Below are 18,673 nucleotides of genomic sequence, written 5' to 3' on the forward strand. Positions count from 1 at the left end.
TTCGGCAGGCATGAGCTATCCCAGCAAGCTCATTCACTCATCGTGACACTCCCATACTTTCGCCGTTACGGCGCACCATTGAACACCGTGAAGCGCTTGAGGAACGGGATTGCGGACGCTTCCTCGCCGGTCTCGCGGGCGCGGCGCTTTTCGTCCTCCGGGGTGAAGCGATCGGCATAGACGACGGTCGTGCCGCGTTCGCCCCTGCGGACATTGCCCCCGAGTGACAGGGCCTGGCGGAAAGTCAGCCAGCTCTGGCCGGGAAATCCGTGCTGGATCACCGCGCCCCAGAGGATCAGCACATTAATCCCTGAATATTGCCGGCCGGTGGTAGCGTTCCTCGGCATGGCGAGGGGGGCCTTGGCCGCGACGGTGCCCCAGGGTTGGACCCATGGCACGCGCCCGGCTTCCAGTTCGCCGATGATCTTGTTGGTGATTTCGTCGTAGAGGCTCGCCCGGTCATGGCCGGCGCGAGTGGGGGCGGTTCTTCTGGACATCGCGGATCTCCGCGACGGGCGCCGGAAACCTCTTCTCCGGCCATCAACCCGTCACGGAAAAACCCGTCCGCACTCTCACTCTCGGGGGTGTTGCGGGGTTCTCCCCGCAGAAGGGGTCGGCCGAGACCTGGGCTCGGCAGCAGGGGAATGCCTTCCCCCCATATCAAACTGCATTCCCAAGGGCTTCCTTGAAAACTGTCAGAAACTTGCGTATATTTCCGACAGGAGAAAGACAATGACACGACTGACCGAACAAATTCTGGCCCATGCAACGGGATTGCCCGAAGGCGCCCCCTTGTCTGCTAAGGGTCTGCTTCACCTCGGAAACCGGGCGGCCGTGGATCAGGCATTGTCGCGCCTGGCCGAGCGCGGGCAACTTATCCGTGCTGGTCGTGGCGTCTATCTGCGTCCCATAGCCAGTCGGTTCGGTACGCGTGCCCCTTCCGTCGAGCAGGCAGTCGAGGCTCTTGCCAGCCAAAAAGGAGAGATCATCGTCTCGAACGGCGCTGCTGCGGCGAACGCCCTTGGCTTGACGACGCAGGTGCCTGTCCGCTCTGTCTATCTGACGTCCGGGCGCAGCCGGAAAATGCACCTGGGCAAGCAGGTCGTGGAATTGCGGCATGCACCGCGCTGGCAATTGGCCTTGGCGAATCGCCCGGCAGGGGAGGCCGTGCGGGCACTGGCTTGGCTCGGCCCCGAAAGGGCGGAAGCCGCGCTGGCGGCATTGAAGCGGAAGATGCCGCCCGGCGTGTTTGGGGAATTGGTTGCCGCAGCACCGCAACTTCCAACATGGCTTGCGCAAAGTGTCGGAAAGGTGGCCTATGGCTGACATCTTTCTCCAGCTTTCAAACGAGGATCGACGTGATGTGCTGGGCGTCGTCGCCGACCGTTCGGGTCGTCCTGCCCATCTTCTCGAAAAGGATGCGTGGGTGGTGTGGGCGCTGGCGACACTCTACGAAGCGCCTATCGGGGAACATCTGGTTTTCAAGGGTGGCACTTCGCTGTCGAAAGCCTATCAGGTCATCCGCCGGTTTTCTGAGGACGTGGATCTGACCTATGACATTCGGGCGATCGCACCCGATCTGGTCGGGGACAATGGCGAAGGACTGCCGAAAACGCGAAGCGAAGAAAAGCGCTGGTCGAGCGAGGTCCGCAAGCGGTTGCCGGCATGGGTTGCGGATGCCGTACAGCCGGTGATCGCAAATGCGCTTGCCGCCGAAGGATTGGCGGCAGCCGTTCGCGTCGAGGACGACAAGCTCTTTATAGACTACGAGGCGACCGCGACCGGGTCTGGCTATGTCGCGCCCAGCGTCATGCTGGAGTTCGGCGCCCGGTCGACAGGAGAACCAGCCAGCCTGCGCGACGTCGTTTGTGACGCGGCCGGCCTTATCGATGGGCTGGTATTCCCTACGGCACGACCGCGCGTCATGCACGCCGAGCGGACCTTCTGGGAGAAGGCGACGGCGATCCACGTCTTCTGCCTCCAGGAAAGGCTGCGCGGAGATCGTTTTGCGCGACACTGGCACGATGTTGTCCGGTTGGATGAAGCCGGCTTCGCCGATGCCGCTTTCGCCGATCGCGCCTTGGCCAACGCTGTCGCCCGCCACAAATCGATGTTCTTCGCGGAAAAGGCCGCCGACCGCACGGCAATCGACTATGCAGCCGCTGTCAACGGCGGTTTACAACTCGTGCCCGCCGGCGATGGCGCGAAGGCGCTGGAGGACGACTATGCCCGCATGGTCGAGGATGGGCTGCTCTTCGATGACGCGGAGCCGTTCGAAGCGCTCATGGCGCGATGCGCTGACATGGCAATGCGGGCCAATCGAGTGGGTGCATAGAGGGGCGGGCGGTGAAGATATACTCGGTAGCGGTCGAGAACTTTCGCGGAATCCGGTCGGCCAAACTGGTGCTGCCTGATCACGCCGTGCTGATCGGCGACAACAATACGGGCAAATCGTCGGTATTCGAGGCGATCGATCTCGCCTTGGGGCCAGATCGGCTTAGCCGGCGGCCACCCGTGGATGAGCATGATTTCTATCAGGGCCGCTATCTTCCCGTACCGAACCCAGAGACTCAGGAAGGTGCTGAGCCAGGCCCCGCGCCAAAAATCACGGTCGAGGTGACGATCACCAATCTGTCGCCGGAGCAGGAGGCGCGATTTGGAGCCAACGTCGAGTGGCTGAATACGGCTACCGGAAACTTTTACCAGGAGGCGAACCCGGCCGGGGTTGATGCTGCTGAGATCAAGGCGGCGCTGCGCGTCACATTCGTCGGCGAATACGATCCCGATGAGGACGATTTCGTCGGCAATAGCTATTTCACGCGCAGCCTTTCGGAGGATGATACGCCTGCGTCGTTTTCGAAGAAGGATAAGCAGCATTGCGGCTTTCTTTTCCTGCGTTCGCTGAGGACCGGGTCTCGGGCACTCAGCTTGGAACACGGCAGCCTGTTGGACATCATCCTACGGCTGAAGGAAATCCGACCGCAGATGTGGGAAGGGACGATTGGAACGCTCGCTGCCTTCGATGTCGCAAGCGACCCGGCCATCGGCATCTCGGGGGTACTCGAGAGCATTGATAAATCGCTAAAGAAATACGTTCCGCGCGAATGGGGAGTTAAGCCACACCTGAAGGTGTCGAACCTGACGCGCGAGCATTTGCGCAAGGTCATCACCGCGTTCATCGCCACTGGTGCGGGCGATCATGCCGCTCCCTTCTTTCGGCAGGGAACAGGGACGATTAACATGCTGGTGCTCGCGATGCTCTCACAGATCGCCGAGGACAAGCAGAATGTCATTTTTGCTATGGAGGAAGCTGAAACGGCGATTCCACCATACGCACAGAAGCGGATTGTCCATGAACTCCGCAAACTGTCGGCGCAGTCGCTCTTCACGTCACACTCGCCTTATGTGCTCGAAGAGTTCAGCCTCGATGAAACCGTCATCCTTGCGCGATCGGACGATGGCCAACTGAGCCAATCCAAAATCGAGTTGCCGGAGAGCATCAAGCACAAGCGTTATCGGCAGGATTTCCGAACCCGGTTTTGCGAAGGGCTCCTTTCGCGCCGGGTTCTCATCGCCGAAGGCGCTACGGAGGCGACTTCCTTCCCAGTAGTTGCGCGGCGACTGGCAGAACTTAACCCGGCTACCTATGCGTCTTTGGAAGCCTTGGGCGTCTGTGTGATCGACGCTGGGAGCGAGACCCAGATCGCCGACCTTGGAGCGCTGTACAAAAGCCTCGGGAAACGGACCTTTGCGTTATGCGACAAGCAGACTGATGCCGCTAAGATGGCCATAGAAGCCCAGGTGGAACACCTGTTCATGCATGACGAGAAGGGTATTGAGGATCTGATCCTCAAGAATACCACCCAAGCTGCCCTGGAGCGGTTTGCCGATCAGCTTGATTGGCCACAACACCTACTCGTGAAATACCCTGATCCGAGGGCTCAAGCTTCTGCGGCGATTAAGGAATATTTTGGCTGGTCGAAAGGGAATTGGGGAATAGCTGAATTCTTAGCGCAGTGTTCCGAGGCTGAGATACCGCCATGGCTATGCAATGCCTGCGTTAAGCTGAAAGAGCTGTGTGATCCGCCGCCGCCGGCGGCTGATGACGACGATCTATTCGCGGACCTTCTCGGATAGGAGTTTGCGATGGTCGACCTAACCGAAACGCAGAAGGAAGTTTTACAAGCCGGTGGACATCAACTCGTTACCGGCGGTCCCGGTTCGGGGAAGACGACCGTATCTATCCTCAAAGCGGCTAAGATCTCCCGGGAGAAATTGAAGCCAGGACAGCGCATCCTTTTTCTCAGCTTCGCGCGTGCTACCGTTTCGCGTGTGCTGGAGGCGATCGACGAAGAAAGCGCAATCACGCGAGAGGAGAGGCGACACATCGAGGTCGATACCTACCATTCGTTCTTCTGGCGCATCCTCAAAACGCACGGCTACCTTGTCGGCTTTCCGCGACGAATGACAATCCTAACGCCACCGAATGAGGCGATTGCGTTGTCAACGGTTCGAAGCGGCTACAAGGTGGCCAAGAATTTGTCGGATGAGGAAAAGGCTGAAAAGCGCGCAAAGGAGGAAGCGGAGCGCGTCAGGCTGGCGATCGAAGAAGGGAAGGTCTGTTTCGACCTGTTTGCAGGCCGTGTGGCAACCCTATTGCAGGGCTCAGATAAGGTCCGAGCGCTCATCTCGACGATGTATCCGTACATAGTCTTGGATGAGTTTCAGGACACTAGCGCAGATCAATGGCGAGTCGTCCAGGCGCTCGGCACCAACAGCACTTTGATTGCTCTTGCCGATCCGGAGCAGCGCATCTTCGATTTCATCGGCGCCGATCCGGAAAGGTTGAACCACTTTAAGGCGGCTTTCGCGCCCACGATCCACGATCTTGCCGGTGACAACCATCGGAGCAAGGGGACCGAGATTGCCCTATTCGGGAACGACATTCTGACGGGAAAATTTCGTCAGAATGACTACAAAGGGATTGGATGCACGCTGTTCGAGTCGAACCCTAACCAGGCTTATGCCTCCCTAGTCGGTCAGGTGTTGCAAGCCCGGAAGCGGTTGATCGAGACCGGCCGCACCGATTGGTCATTGGCGATACTCGTGCCGACCAAGAAAATGACCCGGATGGTGTCGGATATTCTGCGCGAGCCATTCGGCAATGTCCCGCCGATTTCACATACGGCCGCCGTCGACATGGAAGGCCCACTCCTAGCCGCCGAGATCATCGCCTTCCTGCTCCAGCAACGTCGGCATGACGGATGTTTCGATGAATTTGTCGAGTTGATGTGCAGCTATTTCCACGGACGAGGCGGCGCGGCGCCGACCAAGGGAGACATGGACGAGGCTGCGCGCTTTCGCGCGGCACTGGCCAAGTGGAACGATTGCCTGGCAACAGGACGGCCGACACCGGGGAACAGCGTCTTGAAGGGGACCTACTCCGTCCATCAGGCAGTTGCTGCTTTGACATTCTCAGGTGATCCAGATGCCGATTGGGTCATGGTGCGCGGCGTGTTGGATGCTGGGGCCTGTCATCGACTGAAGGATGTCGCAAAGGATGTCCGCAACGTGCGCCTGCTTGAGCGAGGCATGCAGCTCCGTCGGGGCTTGGCTCAGGATTGGCGCGACATCGGCGGCTATGGCAACGCCCTTGCGATCACCCGCCAGTCGTTTGTTCAGGAGCATTTCGCAACAGCCCAGAAACCGGAATCCGGCATCGTGGTGATGAACATGCACAAGGCGAAGGGAAAGCAATTCGACGAGGTTGTGATCTTTGAAGGATGGCCAAAACGGTTCAAGGGCGAAATCGTGGCTAATCCAGATCGGATCGTTTCCGGCAACGTCCACGACGGGCTGATGACACAGGCGCGTCAGAATTTTCGGGTCAGCGTAACGCGTGCAAAGGAACGCACGACGATCATGACACCTAGGGATGACGTCTGTGTTTTGCTCAGACCTGGAGCGGCGTGACCCATGCCGCTGGACATGAAGTGTAGCGCGATATCTTCTGACCATCTGGAGACCCTAGCGCAGACGCTGGAGGCCACAGGCGATTACCGGGTCATCCGGCGTCTCAAGCCGCGCCCTCGCATCATTCCGCCGCCAGGCACGCCGCTGCGCCTTGGCTTGGTGGTCGATGTAGAGACGACGGGGCTCGACCCTCACCGCGACGAGATCATCGAACTCGCGATGACGCCGTTCAACTACGGCTTGGATGGCACAGTTTTCAGCGTGGGTGACAGCTTCCAAGGGCTGCGTCAGCCGAGCGAGCCTATCGCCCCCGAAATCACCGCGATCACAGGGATCACGAATGAAATGGTGGTCGGCCAGATCATCGATCCCGCCGTGGTGGCCACATTCGCGGCGCCGGCTTCACTGGTCATCGCGCACAACGCCGCCTTCGATCGCCGCTTCCTTGAACGTTTCAGCGACGTGTTCTCGACGAAGCCTTGGGCCTGTTCGTTCAGCCAGATCGATTGGGCGGCGGAAGGTTTCGAAGGCTCAAAGCTGGCCTATCTCGCACAGGCCGTTGGTTTCTTCTATGAACGCCACCGAGCGATGAATGACTGCCTTGCGACGATTGAACTGCTGGCGATGCGGTTGCCCCAATCAGGGGTTACAGGTCTTAACCAACTTCTGGACAGCGCTCGCACAGTTACGTGGCGCATATGGGCGGAGAACTCGCCTTTCGATCTCAAAGATGTCCTCAAGGCGAGGGGCTACCGTTGGAACGGCGGTCCTGGCCCACAGCCGCGCGCTTGGTATATCGACGTTCCCGAAACTCAACGTGAGACGGAGCTGAGGTTCTTGAGAACGGAGATCTATCGATATGACGTCAATCTTCCGATCCGGCGGATCGACGCATATGATCGGTTTTCAGACCGCATATGAACGCCGCCAAAGGCCATGCTAACGCTTGCCCTACTTGTACCCGTTGCCGCCTTCAACGATTCCGGCGGCTCTCAGCATATCGCCGATGGAGCGTCCGCCGATCCGGCAGGTGGCGACCACCCGGTCATATGACTGATGATTGGCGATGCACTCTGCATTCCGGCCCATCGCGATGCGTTCCAGCGCGGCTTTGGCTGCGGGGCCGGAGGGAGAGTGGAGTTCGGGTGCGTAGAAATCCTCCAGCCGGATCTCCACCCAGTTGGCTGGCCCTTGGCCGACAGCCACGCACAACGAGTCGCCGTCACCGACATATACCACGGGACCGGAGAAGTGCGCGCCGCGGTGTAGATAGGACGGCATTGGACCACGATCTGGAATGGCCTTGCAGGGATCGGCTTTGGCGATGGTCGCTGTAGCCAGTACGGTGAGCATTGCCAACCCGATTTCGAGACGTTTATGGTTCATGCTGCTGCCTTCAACCGCTTTTTGGCGAGCATGGCGCGGACGAACTTGTCCCATTTGGCCATGCCAGCGCGCTTCTCAACCATGTAGTTCCAGCGGTCGTAATGCTTGGAGCTGACATCCTGTAAGGCGTGGTTTTGGAGGCGGTCGCGGATTTCCTTGGGAATGCCAGCCTTGCCGGCCAAGGTTTTGAACGTGCGACGAAGGTCGCGGTTGGTCGCGTGGGGGATCACGCCGCGATCTCGCTGGCGCCAGATGAAGCTGTAGAGCGTGCCATGGCTGACGGGCTTTGAGGGGTCTTTGGCAGACGGGAAAAACCAGCCGTACTCATTTGGGATGATCGATTGTATCAGCTCAGCGGCCAGCGAGGGCACTGGAACAGCGTGCGGCTGAAGATTCTTGGTCTTAGTCCAGTCGATGATCCGTTCCTTGGCGTCCCATTGATCGACATGCAGGCGAGCGATTTCCTCGACTCGTTGGCCGGTCAACATGATAATCTGAACGGCGCGTGCATAGGAGGGATGAACTGGGGTGTCGGGGCATTCTAGCCAGCGATAGAGGCGAACGAACTCGTCCTCGCTCAACCAGCGCGTACCAATTGTCTTGGGTTCTGTTGGTATGCCCGCAGCGGGATTGTAGGTCAGACGGAAGCGACGCGCGGCGGTTGACCGATAGTCGTGCTCGGATTTCAAGCCCCAGCTGAAAGCGGATCGAATATAGCTGCGTACATGATCGGCCATTGAACGTTTGCCGCGCTCATATATTGGTCGAATGATCGCTGTGATCTCATCCGGCTCGATGTCGCGGGCCGGGCGGTTTCGGCCGAGTGTATCGGCGATTTTGTTGAGGCCCTTTTCAGCTTCCTTCCAGGACGATTTCCCGCCCTCCTTTAGATGGGCTACATAAGCCTCGAACAGATCCGCAACCGTCCCCGGTCGCGTGTCGCCTGCTATTTTTATGCTTCGGCCTTTCTGGATCATGTCAGCGAAGTCGCGATTAAATAATTCGCGCGCCTTGCTAAGGGGCATCGACGGATAGGATCCGAGTTTCTTCTTGAGGCGCTTAGCGTCGCGCCATTGCTGAGCCATCCAGTCCGCAGTCACGCGGGTCGGCATGGGCTTCATGACGAGGATCAGGCGGCCGGTCCCGTGACCCTCGCCGTCGACCAAGGTAAGCTGCTTGCCGGTCGTTTCCACCTGCTTCAGGGCGCGGCGAATTTCTCCATCTGTAAGGCTTGGCATTGGGGTTCTCCGTCGGCTTCCAACTGGGGTCGCTCGACGGGTTCGTGGGGTCGGCGACTGGGGGCAAAAAGGGCTTCGATCCCCTTAAAACCGACCCCAATATGCCACAGTGACCGACTCTACGACAAGCTAAAAATGTGTTGTGTTTCAGTGTGATGGTGCGTGATTGAGCGTGATTTAAAAGGCCAAGTGGGATGGTTGTGGACAAGGATGATGGCCGTGGCCGACAGTTCCAGCGCCCGACGCACCACCTCGCGAGGATAGACGGGCGTGTGGTCCACCGTACCTCGTCCCTGTATTTCGTCGGCTATCAATGTGTTGCGCTTGTCGAGAAACAGAATGCGGAACTGCTCTCGCGATTCGTAGGCCATGGCGGCATGGCAGTAATCAATCACGGAGGACCAGGAACCCAGCACCTGCTTGTCGCGCAACTCGCTTTTCAGAATGCGCTGACCGACAGAGGCGATGAGCTTCAGATCCAGCGCAACCGCTTCGCCCACACCCTTCACCTCTTGAAGAAGCTGGACTGATGCGCCGAACACACCGGCCAGATTCCCGAAGCGGTCAATCAGCGCCTTGGCAATCGGCTTGGTGTCCCGTCGTGGTATCAACCGGAACAGCAGCAGTTCAAGGATCTCGTAATCGGCAAGTGCGGTATCGCCATTCTCCCGATATCTGGCCCGCAGCCGTTCTCGATGACCATGATAGTGAGCCGACTTATCATCTTCCTTGCCAAATGGGGCAGAGCGTTTCAGACCGGCTGCCTTTTGTGCCTGTTCCGCGAAGAAGCTTCGCTCATCCACGAACAGATCGTTCGTTTCCTCCTCAGTTTCCGGGAAACCCTGCTGCGTGGATGGAGGCACGGAAGATTGCGTCATCGATTCCCTTTCACAGAGGCGGCAGCCCCGGACGATCCAACCCGCCAGGCGAGAGGGTAAAGATTTCGCAGCCTGTCGCAGTGACGCCAACTGCATGTTCATATTGGGCAGACAGCGAACGATCACGCGTTACGGCTGTCCAGCCGTCGGAAAGAACCTTCACATGCGGCTTGCCCAGGTTGATCATGGGCTCAATGGTGAAAATCATGCCTTCGCGCAGTTCCGGACCTTCGTCCGCGCGACCATAATGAAGAATGTTCGGGCTGTCGTGAAACAGCCGGCCTACGCCGTGGCCACAGAAATCCCGGACCACAGAGCAGCGTTCTGCCTCGGCGAATGTCTGGATCGCTTCGCCAATGGCACCGGTGCGCACACCGGGTCGAACGACGGAAATGCCGCGCATCAGGCATTCGTAGGTCACCTCCATCAGGCGCTCGGCGGCGCGCTTCACCTGACCGACTGGATACATGCGGCTGGAATCGCCATGCCAGCCATCCACGATATAGGTCACGTCGATGTTGACTATATCGCCCTCGCGCAGTGGCTTGTCTTCCGGCATGCCATGGCAGACGACGTGATTGATCGACGTACAGACGGAGTATTTGTAACCGCGATAATTCAGCGTTGCGGGCAGGGCGCCATGATCTGCTCCGAACTCGAAGACGAAGCGGTCGATTTCGTTCGTCGTGACGCCAGGCTTCACGATTGATGCCAGCTCATCAAGGCATAGCGCTGTCAGCTGACAAGCCTTGCGCATGCCGTCGAAGTCCGTTGCGGTGTCATACAGCCGAATTGCGCCCGTGTTCTTCTTTGGCGCTGATGCTGCGTCGATATAGGTAACCATGGATTCACTTTCGTCTCGCTCGCAACGGTTTTAATCAGGCTGCTCGCTTTCGTCTATCGGGATCAACCTTTCGGCAAAAATTCCTTGAGGGGAAATCGCGCAACTCAGCGCATAGGCTTCTACTCCGTGACGCCGCGCCTCCCGGAATGCAGCCCCATACTTCGGGTCCAGATCGTCGCAAATTCTGAGGCTCGCGCAATCGTTCCTTTGGACGACGTAAAGCATGACCCCGCGATGGCCGGATTGGACGACGGATACCAGCTCATTGAGGTGCTTGGCCCCGCGTTCCGTGACCGAATCGGGAAATTCCGCAAGCCCGGGTCGGCGCATGAAATGCACATTCTTGACCTCGATGTAGGCGTCCGGCTTGCCTTCTTCCCGCAGCAAAATGTCGATGCGGGAATTGACGCCGTAACGCTGCTCCCGCTTGAGGACTGCCGTGGCGGACAGTGCCGGGAACAACCCGCCGAGTACCGCTTCTTCTGCGATCCGGTTCGGCATTGCGGTGTTGATGCCAACAAGTGTGCCATCCGCGCGGACCAGCTCCAGCATGTGGCAGTATTTGCGGGTAGGGCTGTCGTGCAGAGACAACCAGATTTCCGAACCGGGCGTCGTCAGTCCGCGCATGGAGCCGGTATTGGGGCAGGAGCCTGTAATGACCTCACCATCGGCTAACTCCGCGTCGAACAGAAAACGTTTGTAGCGGCGGATCAACCGCGCCGGGACGAGAGGCGTTGAAAACTTCATGTGCGAATGAGCTAGCTCCGCACCCTGACATAGGTGCCGGGCGCATCGCACAAGGGTTGAAGCTTGCTTCCGCCGGGAACCCGGGCGGTCACGCGCTTGTCGCTCTGCTTCTCGATCCATTGTTGCCAGTGTGGCCACCAGGATCCAGCCGTTTCCGTGGCCGTCTGCATCCAGTGATCCAGCGAACCTTCCACCGGTCCATTCGTCCAGTACTGGTACTTGTGCTTGGCCGGCGGGTTGACGACACCTGCAATATGGCCTGAGCCGCTCAGCACGAACGTCACGTCGCCGCCGAAGAACTGGCATCCAAGAAAAACGGAACGGGCCGGTGCAATGTGATCTTCCTTCGCAGCGAGGCTGTAGACCGGGATTTTGACGTCTCCGAGCGTAATCTTCTTGCCGCCAAGTACCATTTCGCCCTTGCTCAACCTGTTCTCCAGATAGCAGTTTCGCAGATAGAAGGCGTGGTTGGCCGCCGTCATGCGGGTTGAATCGGAGTTCCAGTACAACAGGTCGAAGGCTGTCGGCTCCTGCCCCTTCAGGTAGTTTGAAACGACATAGGGCCAGATCAATTCCGAAGCGCGCAGCATGTTGAAGGCAGCCGCCATCTTCGATCCTGCAAGATAACCGGTCGTGTTCATCTGCTGTTCGAGTGCTTCGATCTGCTCGTTATCCACGAAGACCTTCAACTCTCCGGCATGGGTGAAATCCACCTGTGTCGTGAAGAACGTGACCGAACGAATGCGCCTGTTCCGGGCCTTGGCATGTTGCGCCAGCGCGGCGGCAAGCAGGGTGCCACCGACGCAATAACCGATAGCATTCACTTCCTTCTCGCCGGTCGCATCCTCAATCGTCTTGAGCCCGAAATCGATGCCATCGCGGATATAATCTTCCCAGGCGAGCCGCGCATGACGCTCTTCCGGGTTCACCCAGGACACGACGAAAACCGTATGGCCCTGGTCCACGCACCATTTGATGAAGCTTTTCTCCGGGCCAAGGTCGAGGATGTAGAACTTGTTGATCCACGGCGGAACGATCAGCAGCGGCCGCTTCAGAACGGTTTCCGTCGATGCTTGATACTGGATGATCTCGCAGATCTCGCTGCGTGCGACGACCTTGCCGGGCGTGATGGCCACATTCTCGCCAAGCCGGAATTTGCTTTGATCCGTCTGGCGCAGGCGCAGTTCACCTCGACCTGCTGCCACATCTTCCGCGAGAATCCGCATGCCCTGAACGAGGTTGGCACCGTTACTGGCAACGGTCTGGCGAAACACCTCCGGATTGGTCAGGGCAAAGTTGGCTGGAGAAATCGCGGCGGTCAGTTGTTTGACGTAAAAAAGCGCCTTCTTCTGGGTATGTTCATCCAGTCCGTCTGCGTTCTCCACAAGCTTTTCAGCCCAGGTCGCGGTGACTTGATAGATCTGTCGCATGAGCGAGAAGAACGGATTCTTGCGCCAGTCTTCGTCGGAAAATCGCTTGTCTTTCGGCATGTCGTCCGGGTCTGCCGCTGCCTCGCCTGTCGCAATGCGCTGCAGGGTGTTCATCCAGATGCCCATGTAGGATGACAGCAGGAGGGACTGCGCATCGAGCGTGCGCTGAGGCTCGGACATCCAGTATTCTATGACTTTTGAAAGGGTCTTGACCATTTCGGCGACCGGATCGATCGGGTCGATCACCTCGCCGCGTTCGCGTGGACCGATCCATTCTGTCGCCGCCTTGCCGAAATTTTCGACGGCGCGCGCGAGATTCAGCGCCATGGCCTGCGGGTCCTTGACGAGATAGGCCTCCATCGCCTTCGCATCGAACGCGGCGGATTCTCCCCCCGCACGGCTATAATGGCCGTCGCTCCCCATCGTGTCATCGCTCCCCTTGTGAACCCATCAGGGTTCCAGCCTGCTTTTTGGTTTTTACATTGTGCCCGAAAACGAATACAAGTTCCAGCGATTGCGGCCCGGATGGGCTTAGCCAAAGGTGAAAGACAGGGTTGCAGAAATGGTTGTACAGGCGGGTTTGGTTCGTCATCTATCGATGCTGGTTTGCGTCGTGGCGATTCCCATGGGCCTTGCCGGTTGCAATAGTTTTGCGCTGGACGATGGTATCCCCAACACCTCACCTCCTGCCGTCGTCGTTGGCCCCCAGAACGCGCCGCGGCCTGCGTCGCTGACCCTGAAATCGACCGGCACCTATCCAACGTTCGGCAAACCTTTGACGGCCGCCAACACCCAGATCGATGATCAGCAGTACACCTCTGCAGAAACACAATTGAGTTCGCTGGCCAAGGCCAAGGCACGCGGTGCGATTTCCGAGGCTGAATATCAGCGCCGGGTCAACGCGTTGCGCAAGCTTTCCGAAGATCAGACCTCAAGCGCAACGGCGCCGGCCACCAATTAAAGCTTGCCTTTGGGCGTTTTTCGCATCAAAGCATCTTGGTGCCGGGATGCAAACTGCCTTGCGTCGCGGCGCTGTTTTTTAACGCCTTGACGAGGTTCGCTATGGAAGAGTTCCATAAAGTCCGCAGACTGCCGCCCTACGTTTTCGAACAGGTGAACCGTTTGAAGGCGAGCGCGCGAGCGGCGGGCGCGGATATCGTCGACCTCGGCATGGGCAATCCCGATTTGCCGACGAACCAGTTCATCGTCGACAAGCTGATTGAAACCGTTCAGAGACCAGACACGCACGGCTACTCTTCTTCAAAGGGCATCCCCGGGCTGCGTCGCGCGCAGGCTGCCTATTACGCCCGCCGTTTCGGCGTGAAGCTAAACCCTGATACGCAGGTGGTTGCGACTCTCGGTTCGAAGGAAGGCTTTGCCAACATGGCGCAGGCCATCACGGCCCCTGGTGATGTCGTACTGTGCCCGAACCCATCTTATCCGATCCATGCATTCGGCTTCCTGATGGTCGGCGGTGTGATCCGCTCTATCCCGGTTGAACCCAATGAAGAATTCTTCCGTGCGCTTGAGCGTGCGGTTGCCCACTCGATTCCGAAGCCGATAGCGATGATTCTATGCTATCCGTCGAACCCGACCGCGACAGTGGTCGAACTCGACTTCTACAAGGATGTCGTCGCCTTCGCGAAGAAGCACGGTGTGTTCGTCCTGTCCGACCTAGCTTATTCTGAAATCTATTTCGATGGGAAGCCAACGCCTTCGGTCCTGCAGGTTCCCGGTGCGATGGATGTCGCAGTCGAATTCACGTCCATGTCCAAGACCTTCTCCATGGCCGGCTGGCGCATGGGCTTTGCCGTCGGCAATGATCGTCTGATTTCCGCCCTGACGCGCGTAAAATCCTATCTCGATTACGGCGCATTCACGCCGATCCAGGTTGCGGCGACGGCTGCGTTGAACGACCCGGATCTCGACCAGCACATTGACGAGGTTCGTCAAACCTACAAGCGTCGACGCGATGTCATGGTCGAAAGCTTCGGACGTGCTGGCTGGGATGTGCCGCCACCAGCGGCATCCATGTTCGCCTGGGTGCCGGTACCGGAAAAGTTCCGTCATCTTGGCTCGCTGGAGTTCTCGAAACTGTTGATCGAGAAGGCTGATGTCGCGGTTGCTCCGGGCATCGGTTTTGGCGAACACGGTGACGAATATGTCCGTATTGCGCTTGTCGAAAATGAACATCGCATTCGCCAGGCAGCCCGCAACATCAAGCGGTTCCTCGGCACGGCGGATGAGACATTGCACAACGTAATTTCGCTGAACGCGCATCGTTGATTTCAATCGCAGAACAGGGCGGCGTTCTGCCGCCCGAGCCACATCAATAGGAAATCTGAATATGGCAGACGCCCTCAAAATAGGTATTGCGGGTCTGGGCACCGTTGGCGCTTCGCTTGCGCGCATTTTGACAACGCGCTCAAATGAACTGGCAATAACGTGTGGGCGTGCCATCGAAATCACTGCGGTTACGGCGCGTGATCGTTCACGCGACCGTGGCGTCGACCTGTCTCGCGCGGAGTGGTTTGTCAGCCCTGAAGAAATGGCCGAGAAAGCGGATATCGACGTATTCGTTGAGCTTATGGGCGGCGCCGAGGGCGCGGCGGATCGATCCGTTCGTGCGGCTCTATCCCGCGGCCTGCATGTCGTGACCGCGAACAAGGCGCTGCTTGCGCGTTGCGGTGTGGAACTTGCCGCGATTGCAGAAGAAAAAGGTGTGCTGCTCAACTTCGAGGCAGCAGTCGCCGGTGGTATCCCTGTCATCAAGGCTTTGCGTGAATCCCTGACCGGAAACACGATTTCCCGTATCTACGGCATCATGAACGGCACCTGCAATTACATCCTGACACGGATGGAGAAGGAAGGCCTCTCGTTCGAGGCCTGCCTGAAGGAAGCTCAGCGACTTGGTTATGCGGAAGCTGATCCGACGTTCGATATCGAGGGCAACGATACTGCGCACAAGCTGGCGATCCTGACGACACTGGCTTTTGGAACTCAGATCGCTGCCGATCAAATCTACCTTGAGGGTATCTCGAATATCTCGATCGAAGACATCCACGCCGCTGCCGATCTTGGCTACCGAATCAAATTACTTGGCGTGGCACAGCGCACCGAGAGCGGTATCGAGCAGCGCGTGCATCCGACCATGGTGCCGCATGACTCAGTCATTGCCCAGGTCGATGGTGTAACCAACGCCGTAGCGATCGAGTCCGATATCCTTGGCGAATTGCTCATGGTTGGTCCGGGTGCTGGTGGCAATGCGACTGCGTCCGCGGTGCTTGGCGATATCGCGGATATCGCTAAAAGCCGTCCCGGCGCGCAACGCGTGCCGGTTCTCGGAAAGCCTGCGGCAACTCTGGAAGTCTATCAGCAAGCTAAGATGCAGAGCCATGAGGGTGGTTACTTCATTCGCCTGACCGTTCTGGATCGTGCAGGTGTTTTTGCCAACGTAGCGACTCAGATGGCGCAGAACGGGATTTCACTGGAATCGATCGTACAGCGCGCGAACGGTGGTTCAGCCTCCGACGCAAAAACAATCATCCTTGTCACGCATGCCACAATGGAAGATTCGGTTCGCAAGGCAGTGGCTGGCATCAAGGGTGGGAATTATCTTTCGGGTGAGCCGCAGGTGATCCGGATTGAGCGGCCGAAGGCTCTCTGATTCGGCTATCCCGTTAATCCGATAGCCATCAACTTTAAACAGGTTTACACTCCCTCATAGGTTCACTAGTGAGGGAGGCGCTTGTGATGTCCAAGGTAATCTCGTTTCGAAGACAGCATGACAGCGATGAATCCGATCTCTCATCAGTCCGCGTCAGTGCTTCCGAAAGCCTGACCGGTTACACAGCCCTTGATAGCAGCTCCGACGAGAAGGTTGATCACCACTGGGGCATAGCGCTTGCACTGGCAACCTGGCCCATTTGTCTGGGCGCAGGTGCGGTTTTGATGGCGCTGGATTGACGGGGCAGGGAGCTGTAGAAGCGGTCTGATTTCAATAAAGTTTCGGGCCGATGTTAGAACCTGCAGATCCAGTTTCCCGCGCATTTCTGGGCGTTGAACAATCCGCTACTGGCAATCGTTGGGTCTCGCGCCTTGATCAGGCGGCACAGAACCGCGCGCTGGCTATTGCGCAGCTCCACGGCATTCCCGAACTGATCGCGCGCGTGCTCGCCGGTCGGGGTGTGCAGCCGGACGAAGCTCCGGCATTCCTCGACCCAACCATTCGCCGCTTGATGCCGGAGCCTTACAGTCTGGTGGATTGCGAGAAGGCGGCAAATCGTATTGCTGACGCCGTCGAGCGTCGCGAGAAGGTCGCAATCTTTGGCGACTACGATGTGGACGGCGCAGCGTCCTCGGCTTTGTTGTCGCGCTTTCTCCATCACTTCGGGATCCACGACCATATCTACATTCCTGATCGTATCTTCGAAGGGTATGGACCGAACCCAACTGCCATACGGCAATTGATTACCGACGGAGCGGATCTGATTGTTACGGTCGATTGCGGCTCGACGAGCCACGACGCCCTGACCGCCGCCGCTGAAGAACGTTGCGACGTGGTTGTCATCGACCACCATCAGATGGGCCCGCAGCTGCCTCCCTGTCTGGCACTGGTCAATCCGAACCGGAACGATGATTTGTCGGGGCAGGGGCATCTCTGTGCGGCCGGTGTCGTTTTTATCGTGCTTGTCGCGACCGCGCGCATCTTGCGTGAAAGAGGCCATGAGCAAGCAAAGTCGTTGGACCTGCTTGGATTTCTGGATCTCGTCGCGCTTGCAACAGTTTGCGACGTGGTTCCGCTGAAGGGGTTGAACCGCGCATACGTGGTGAAAGGCTTGCTTACCGCGCGCCACATGGGCAATGCAGGCCTGGCGGCGCTGTTCCGCAAGGCCGGGCTCGGGGGGCCAGTCACGCCCTACCATCTCGGATTTTTAATCGGTCCCCGGATCAATGCAGGCGGCCGAATCGGTGATGCCGCATTGGGGAGCAGGCTGCTGACATTGGATGATAGTGTCGAGGCTGAGGCTATTGCTGCGCGGCTTGACGAGCTCAACCGTGAACGCCAAGCCATGGAAGCCGAAATGTTGCTGGAGGCCGAGGCCGAGGTGATTGCGGAATACGGGACAGGCGAAAACGCCGCCGTCATCGTCACCGCTCGCCAGAACTGGCATCCGGGAATCGTCGGTCTTCTCGCAGCCCGTTTGAAAGAGAAGTTCAAGCGTCCGGCATTCGCTATCGCCTTTGATGCATCCGGACGCGGCTCTGGATCTGGACGGTCCATTCCGGGATTCGACCTGGGGAAAATGGTGCGCGGCGCTGTGGAGGAAGGTTTGCTGGTCAAGGGCGGCGGTCACGCCATGGCGGCGGGGCTGACGGTCCAGCAGGAGAATCTCGGCAAACTGCGCGCTTATTTTGAAGCCGTCGCAGAGAATGTCGTGCCGTCATTGGTGGCAAATCATGTCCTGAAAATCGATGGAGCGCTTGCTGCTTCGGGAGCCACGCTGGCGCTGATTGATCAACTGGAGCAGGCTGGGCCTTTCGGATCAGGGCACAGCCAGCCGATCTTTGCCATTCCCGCCCATCGCATCGTCGATTCCCGTCAAATTGGAACATCGCATGTGAAGGTATCTCTTCAGGCAATGGACGGTTCGCGACTCGAAGGCATCGCATTTAGGTCTGCGGATACGCCACTCGGGCAGCTCTTGCTGGCTTCCCGCGGCAGCCAGTTGCATGTGGCAGGTAGCCTGAGTGCCGATCAATGGCAGGGAAGCCGGCGAGTTCAATTGCGCATCATCGATGCTGCGAAGGCTACCTGATCAGCAAACATTTGTCATGGAAGAGGTGAAGAGGGTGGCACGCCCTAGGGGAATCGAACCCCTCTTTCCAGAATGAAAATCTGGCGTCCTAACCGATAGACGAAGGGCGCGTGCTGTGGCGCCCTTATATGGACGAAGCATTTGACACGCAAGTGGAAAATGACTGCGAAGAGCAATAAAATCCACAAAAGTCCGGATAGAAATCGTATGCGGAAACGACATCGATCATGATGAACGCGACTGACGTAACTAACTGAATTAAGGGATTTTTTTAAGGGTAGTGGCACGCCCTAGGGGAATCGAACCCCTCTTTCCAGAATGAAAATCTGGCGTCCTAACCGATAGACGAAGGGCGCGT

General features: G+C 58.2%; 16 protein-coding genes, 2 tRNA genes and 1 pseudogene. 10 read left to right on the forward strand and 9 right to left on the reverse strand.

What is annotated here, in order from left to right; translation table 11 throughout:
- Positions 1-71: 71 nt before the first annotated feature.
- A pseudogene (locus MUU53_RS20035) lies at positions 72-497 on the reverse strand (ArdC-like ssDNA-binding domain-containing protein); the annotation flags it as partial.
- A gap of 235 nt (positions 498-732) precedes the next feature.
- Between MUU53_RS20035 and MUU53_RS20040 the strand changes: the two are divergent.
- Genes MUU53_RS20040 through MUU53_RS20060 form a run of 5 tightly spaced genes read left to right on the forward strand, consistent with a single transcriptional unit; the run spans position 733 to position 6,894 of the window.
- Positions 733-1,326, forward strand: coding sequence for a DUF6088 family protein (locus tag MUU53_RS20040; RefSeq protein ID WP_247262452.1), 594 nt, complete (start codon positions 733-735; stop codon positions 1,324-1,326).
- A complete protein-coding gene (locus tag MUU53_RS20045) occupies positions 1,319-2,335 on the forward strand; it encodes a nucleotidyl transferase AbiEii/AbiGii toxin family protein (protein ID WP_247262453.1) in 1,017 nt (338 codons plus the stop codon). The genes MUU53_RS20040 and MUU53_RS20045 overlap by 8 nt, the downstream gene beginning before the upstream one ends.
- 11 nt (positions 2,336-2,346) lie before the next feature.
- The gene (locus MUU53_RS20050) at positions 2,347-4,137 is read left to right on the forward strand and encodes an ATP-dependent nuclease (protein ID WP_247262454.1); all 1,791 of its coding nucleotides are present in this window, start codon (positions 2,347-2,349) and stop codon (positions 4,135-4,137) included.
- 9 nt (positions 4,138-4,146) lie between these two features.
- Positions 4,147-5,973 (forward strand): UvrD-helicase domain-containing protein, encoded by a 1,827-nt coding sequence (locus MUU53_RS20055; protein WP_247262455.1) that lies wholly within the window; start codon positions 4,147-4,149, stop codon positions 5,971-5,973.
- A 3-nt stretch (positions 5,974-5,976) separates the two neighbouring features.
- Positions 5,977-6,894, forward strand: coding sequence for a 3'-5' exonuclease (locus tag MUU53_RS20060; RefSeq protein WP_247262456.1), 918 nt, complete (start codon positions 5,977-5,979; stop codon positions 6,892-6,894).
- Between the two features lie 30 nt (positions 6,895-6,924).
- Here the strand turns inward: MUU53_RS20060 and MUU53_RS20065 are convergent, their stop codons facing one another.
- From MUU53_RS20065 to MUU53_RS20090, 6 genes are all read right to left on the reverse strand, one after another.
- Positions 6,925-7,359: a thermonuclease family protein gene (locus tag MUU53_RS20065; RefSeq protein ID WP_247262457.1), complete on the reverse strand. Its 435-nt coding sequence runs from the start codon at positions 7,357-7,359 to the stop codon at positions 6,925-6,927.
- On the reverse strand, positions 7,356-8,597 hold the full coding sequence (locus tag MUU53_RS20070) for a tyrosine-type recombinase/integrase (protein WP_247262458.1): 1,242 nt from the start codon (positions 8,595-8,597) through the stop codon (positions 7,356-7,358). The genes MUU53_RS20065 and MUU53_RS20070 overlap by 4 nt, the downstream gene beginning before the upstream one ends.
- 119 nt (positions 8,598-8,716) lie before the next feature.
- Entirely contained in the window at positions 8,717-9,475 is a 759-nt protein-coding gene (locus MUU53_RS20075) for a JAB domain-containing protein (RefSeq protein WP_377307181.1), read from the reverse strand.
- A 10-nt stretch (positions 9,476-9,485) separates the two neighbouring features.
- A complete protein-coding gene (gene map, locus MUU53_RS20080) occupies positions 9,486-10,319 on the reverse strand; it encodes a type I methionyl aminopeptidase (RefSeq protein WP_247262459.1) in 834 nt (277 codons plus the stop codon).
- 30 nt (positions 10,320-10,349) lie between these two features.
- Positions 10,350-11,066: a DNA/RNA nuclease SfsA gene (gene sfsA / locus MUU53_RS20085; protein ID WP_247262460.1), complete on the reverse strand. Its 717-nt coding sequence runs from the start codon at positions 11,064-11,066 to the stop codon at positions 10,350-10,352.
- A gap of 11 nt (positions 11,067-11,077) precedes the next feature.
- Positions 11,078-12,919, reverse strand: a complete 1,842-nt coding sequence (locus MUU53_RS20090) for a PHA/PHB synthase family protein (protein WP_247262461.1) — start codon at positions 12,917-12,919, stop codon at positions 11,078-11,080.
- Between the two features lie 139 nt (positions 12,920-13,058).
- On the opposite strand from MUU53_RS20090, the gene MUU53_RS20095 reads away from it, so the two are divergent.
- The 5 genes from MUU53_RS20095 to recJ all read left to right on the forward strand — a co-directional run bounded on the left by MUU53_RS20095 (position 13,059) and on the right by recJ (position 18,315).
- Positions 13,059-13,457 carry an SHOCT domain-containing protein gene (locus MUU53_RS20095; protein ID WP_062554606.1) on the forward strand — a complete coding sequence of 133 codons (399 nt, stop codon included), beginning with the start codon at positions 13,059-13,061 and terminating at the stop codon, positions 13,455-13,457.
- Positions 13,458-13,558: 101 nt separating this feature from the next.
- Positions 13,559-14,782, forward strand: coding sequence for an LL-diaminopimelate aminotransferase (locus MUU53_RS20100; protein WP_062554605.1), 1,224 nt, complete (start codon positions 13,559-13,561; stop codon positions 14,780-14,782).
- A 61-nt stretch (positions 14,783-14,843) separates the two neighbouring features.
- A complete protein-coding gene (locus MUU53_RS20105) occupies positions 14,844-16,163 on the forward strand; it encodes a homoserine dehydrogenase (protein ID WP_247262462.1) in 1,320 nt (439 codons plus the stop codon).
- Between the two features lie 86 nt (positions 16,164-16,249).
- Positions 16,250-16,462 (forward strand): hypothetical protein, encoded by a 213-nt coding sequence (locus MUU53_RS20110; protein ID WP_247262463.1) that lies wholly within the window; start codon positions 16,250-16,252, stop codon positions 16,460-16,462.
- A gap of 50 nt (positions 16,463-16,512) precedes the next feature.
- On the forward strand, positions 16,513-18,315 hold the full coding sequence (gene recJ, locus MUU53_RS20115; protein ID WP_247262464.1) for a single-stranded-DNA-specific exonuclease RecJ: 1,803 nt from the start codon (positions 16,513-16,515) through the stop codon (positions 18,313-18,315).
- 35 nt (positions 18,316-18,350) lie between these two features.
- Here the strand turns inward: recJ and MUU53_RS20120 are convergent.
- Together MUU53_RS20120 and MUU53_RS20125 are read right to left on the reverse strand one after the other, a co-directional pair.
- Positions 18,351-18,425, reverse strand: a tRNA-Glu gene (locus MUU53_RS20120).
- A 171-nt stretch (positions 18,426-18,596) separates the two neighbouring features.
- Positions 18,597-18,671, reverse strand: a tRNA-Glu gene (locus MUU53_RS20125).
- Positions 18,672-18,673: the final 2 nt, after the last annotated feature.

The organism is Affinirhizobium lemnae (assembly GCF_022968395.1).
GTDB classification, from domain to species: Bacteria; Pseudomonadota; Alphaproteobacteria; order Rhizobiales; family Rhizobiaceae; genus Neorhizobium; species Neorhizobium lemnae.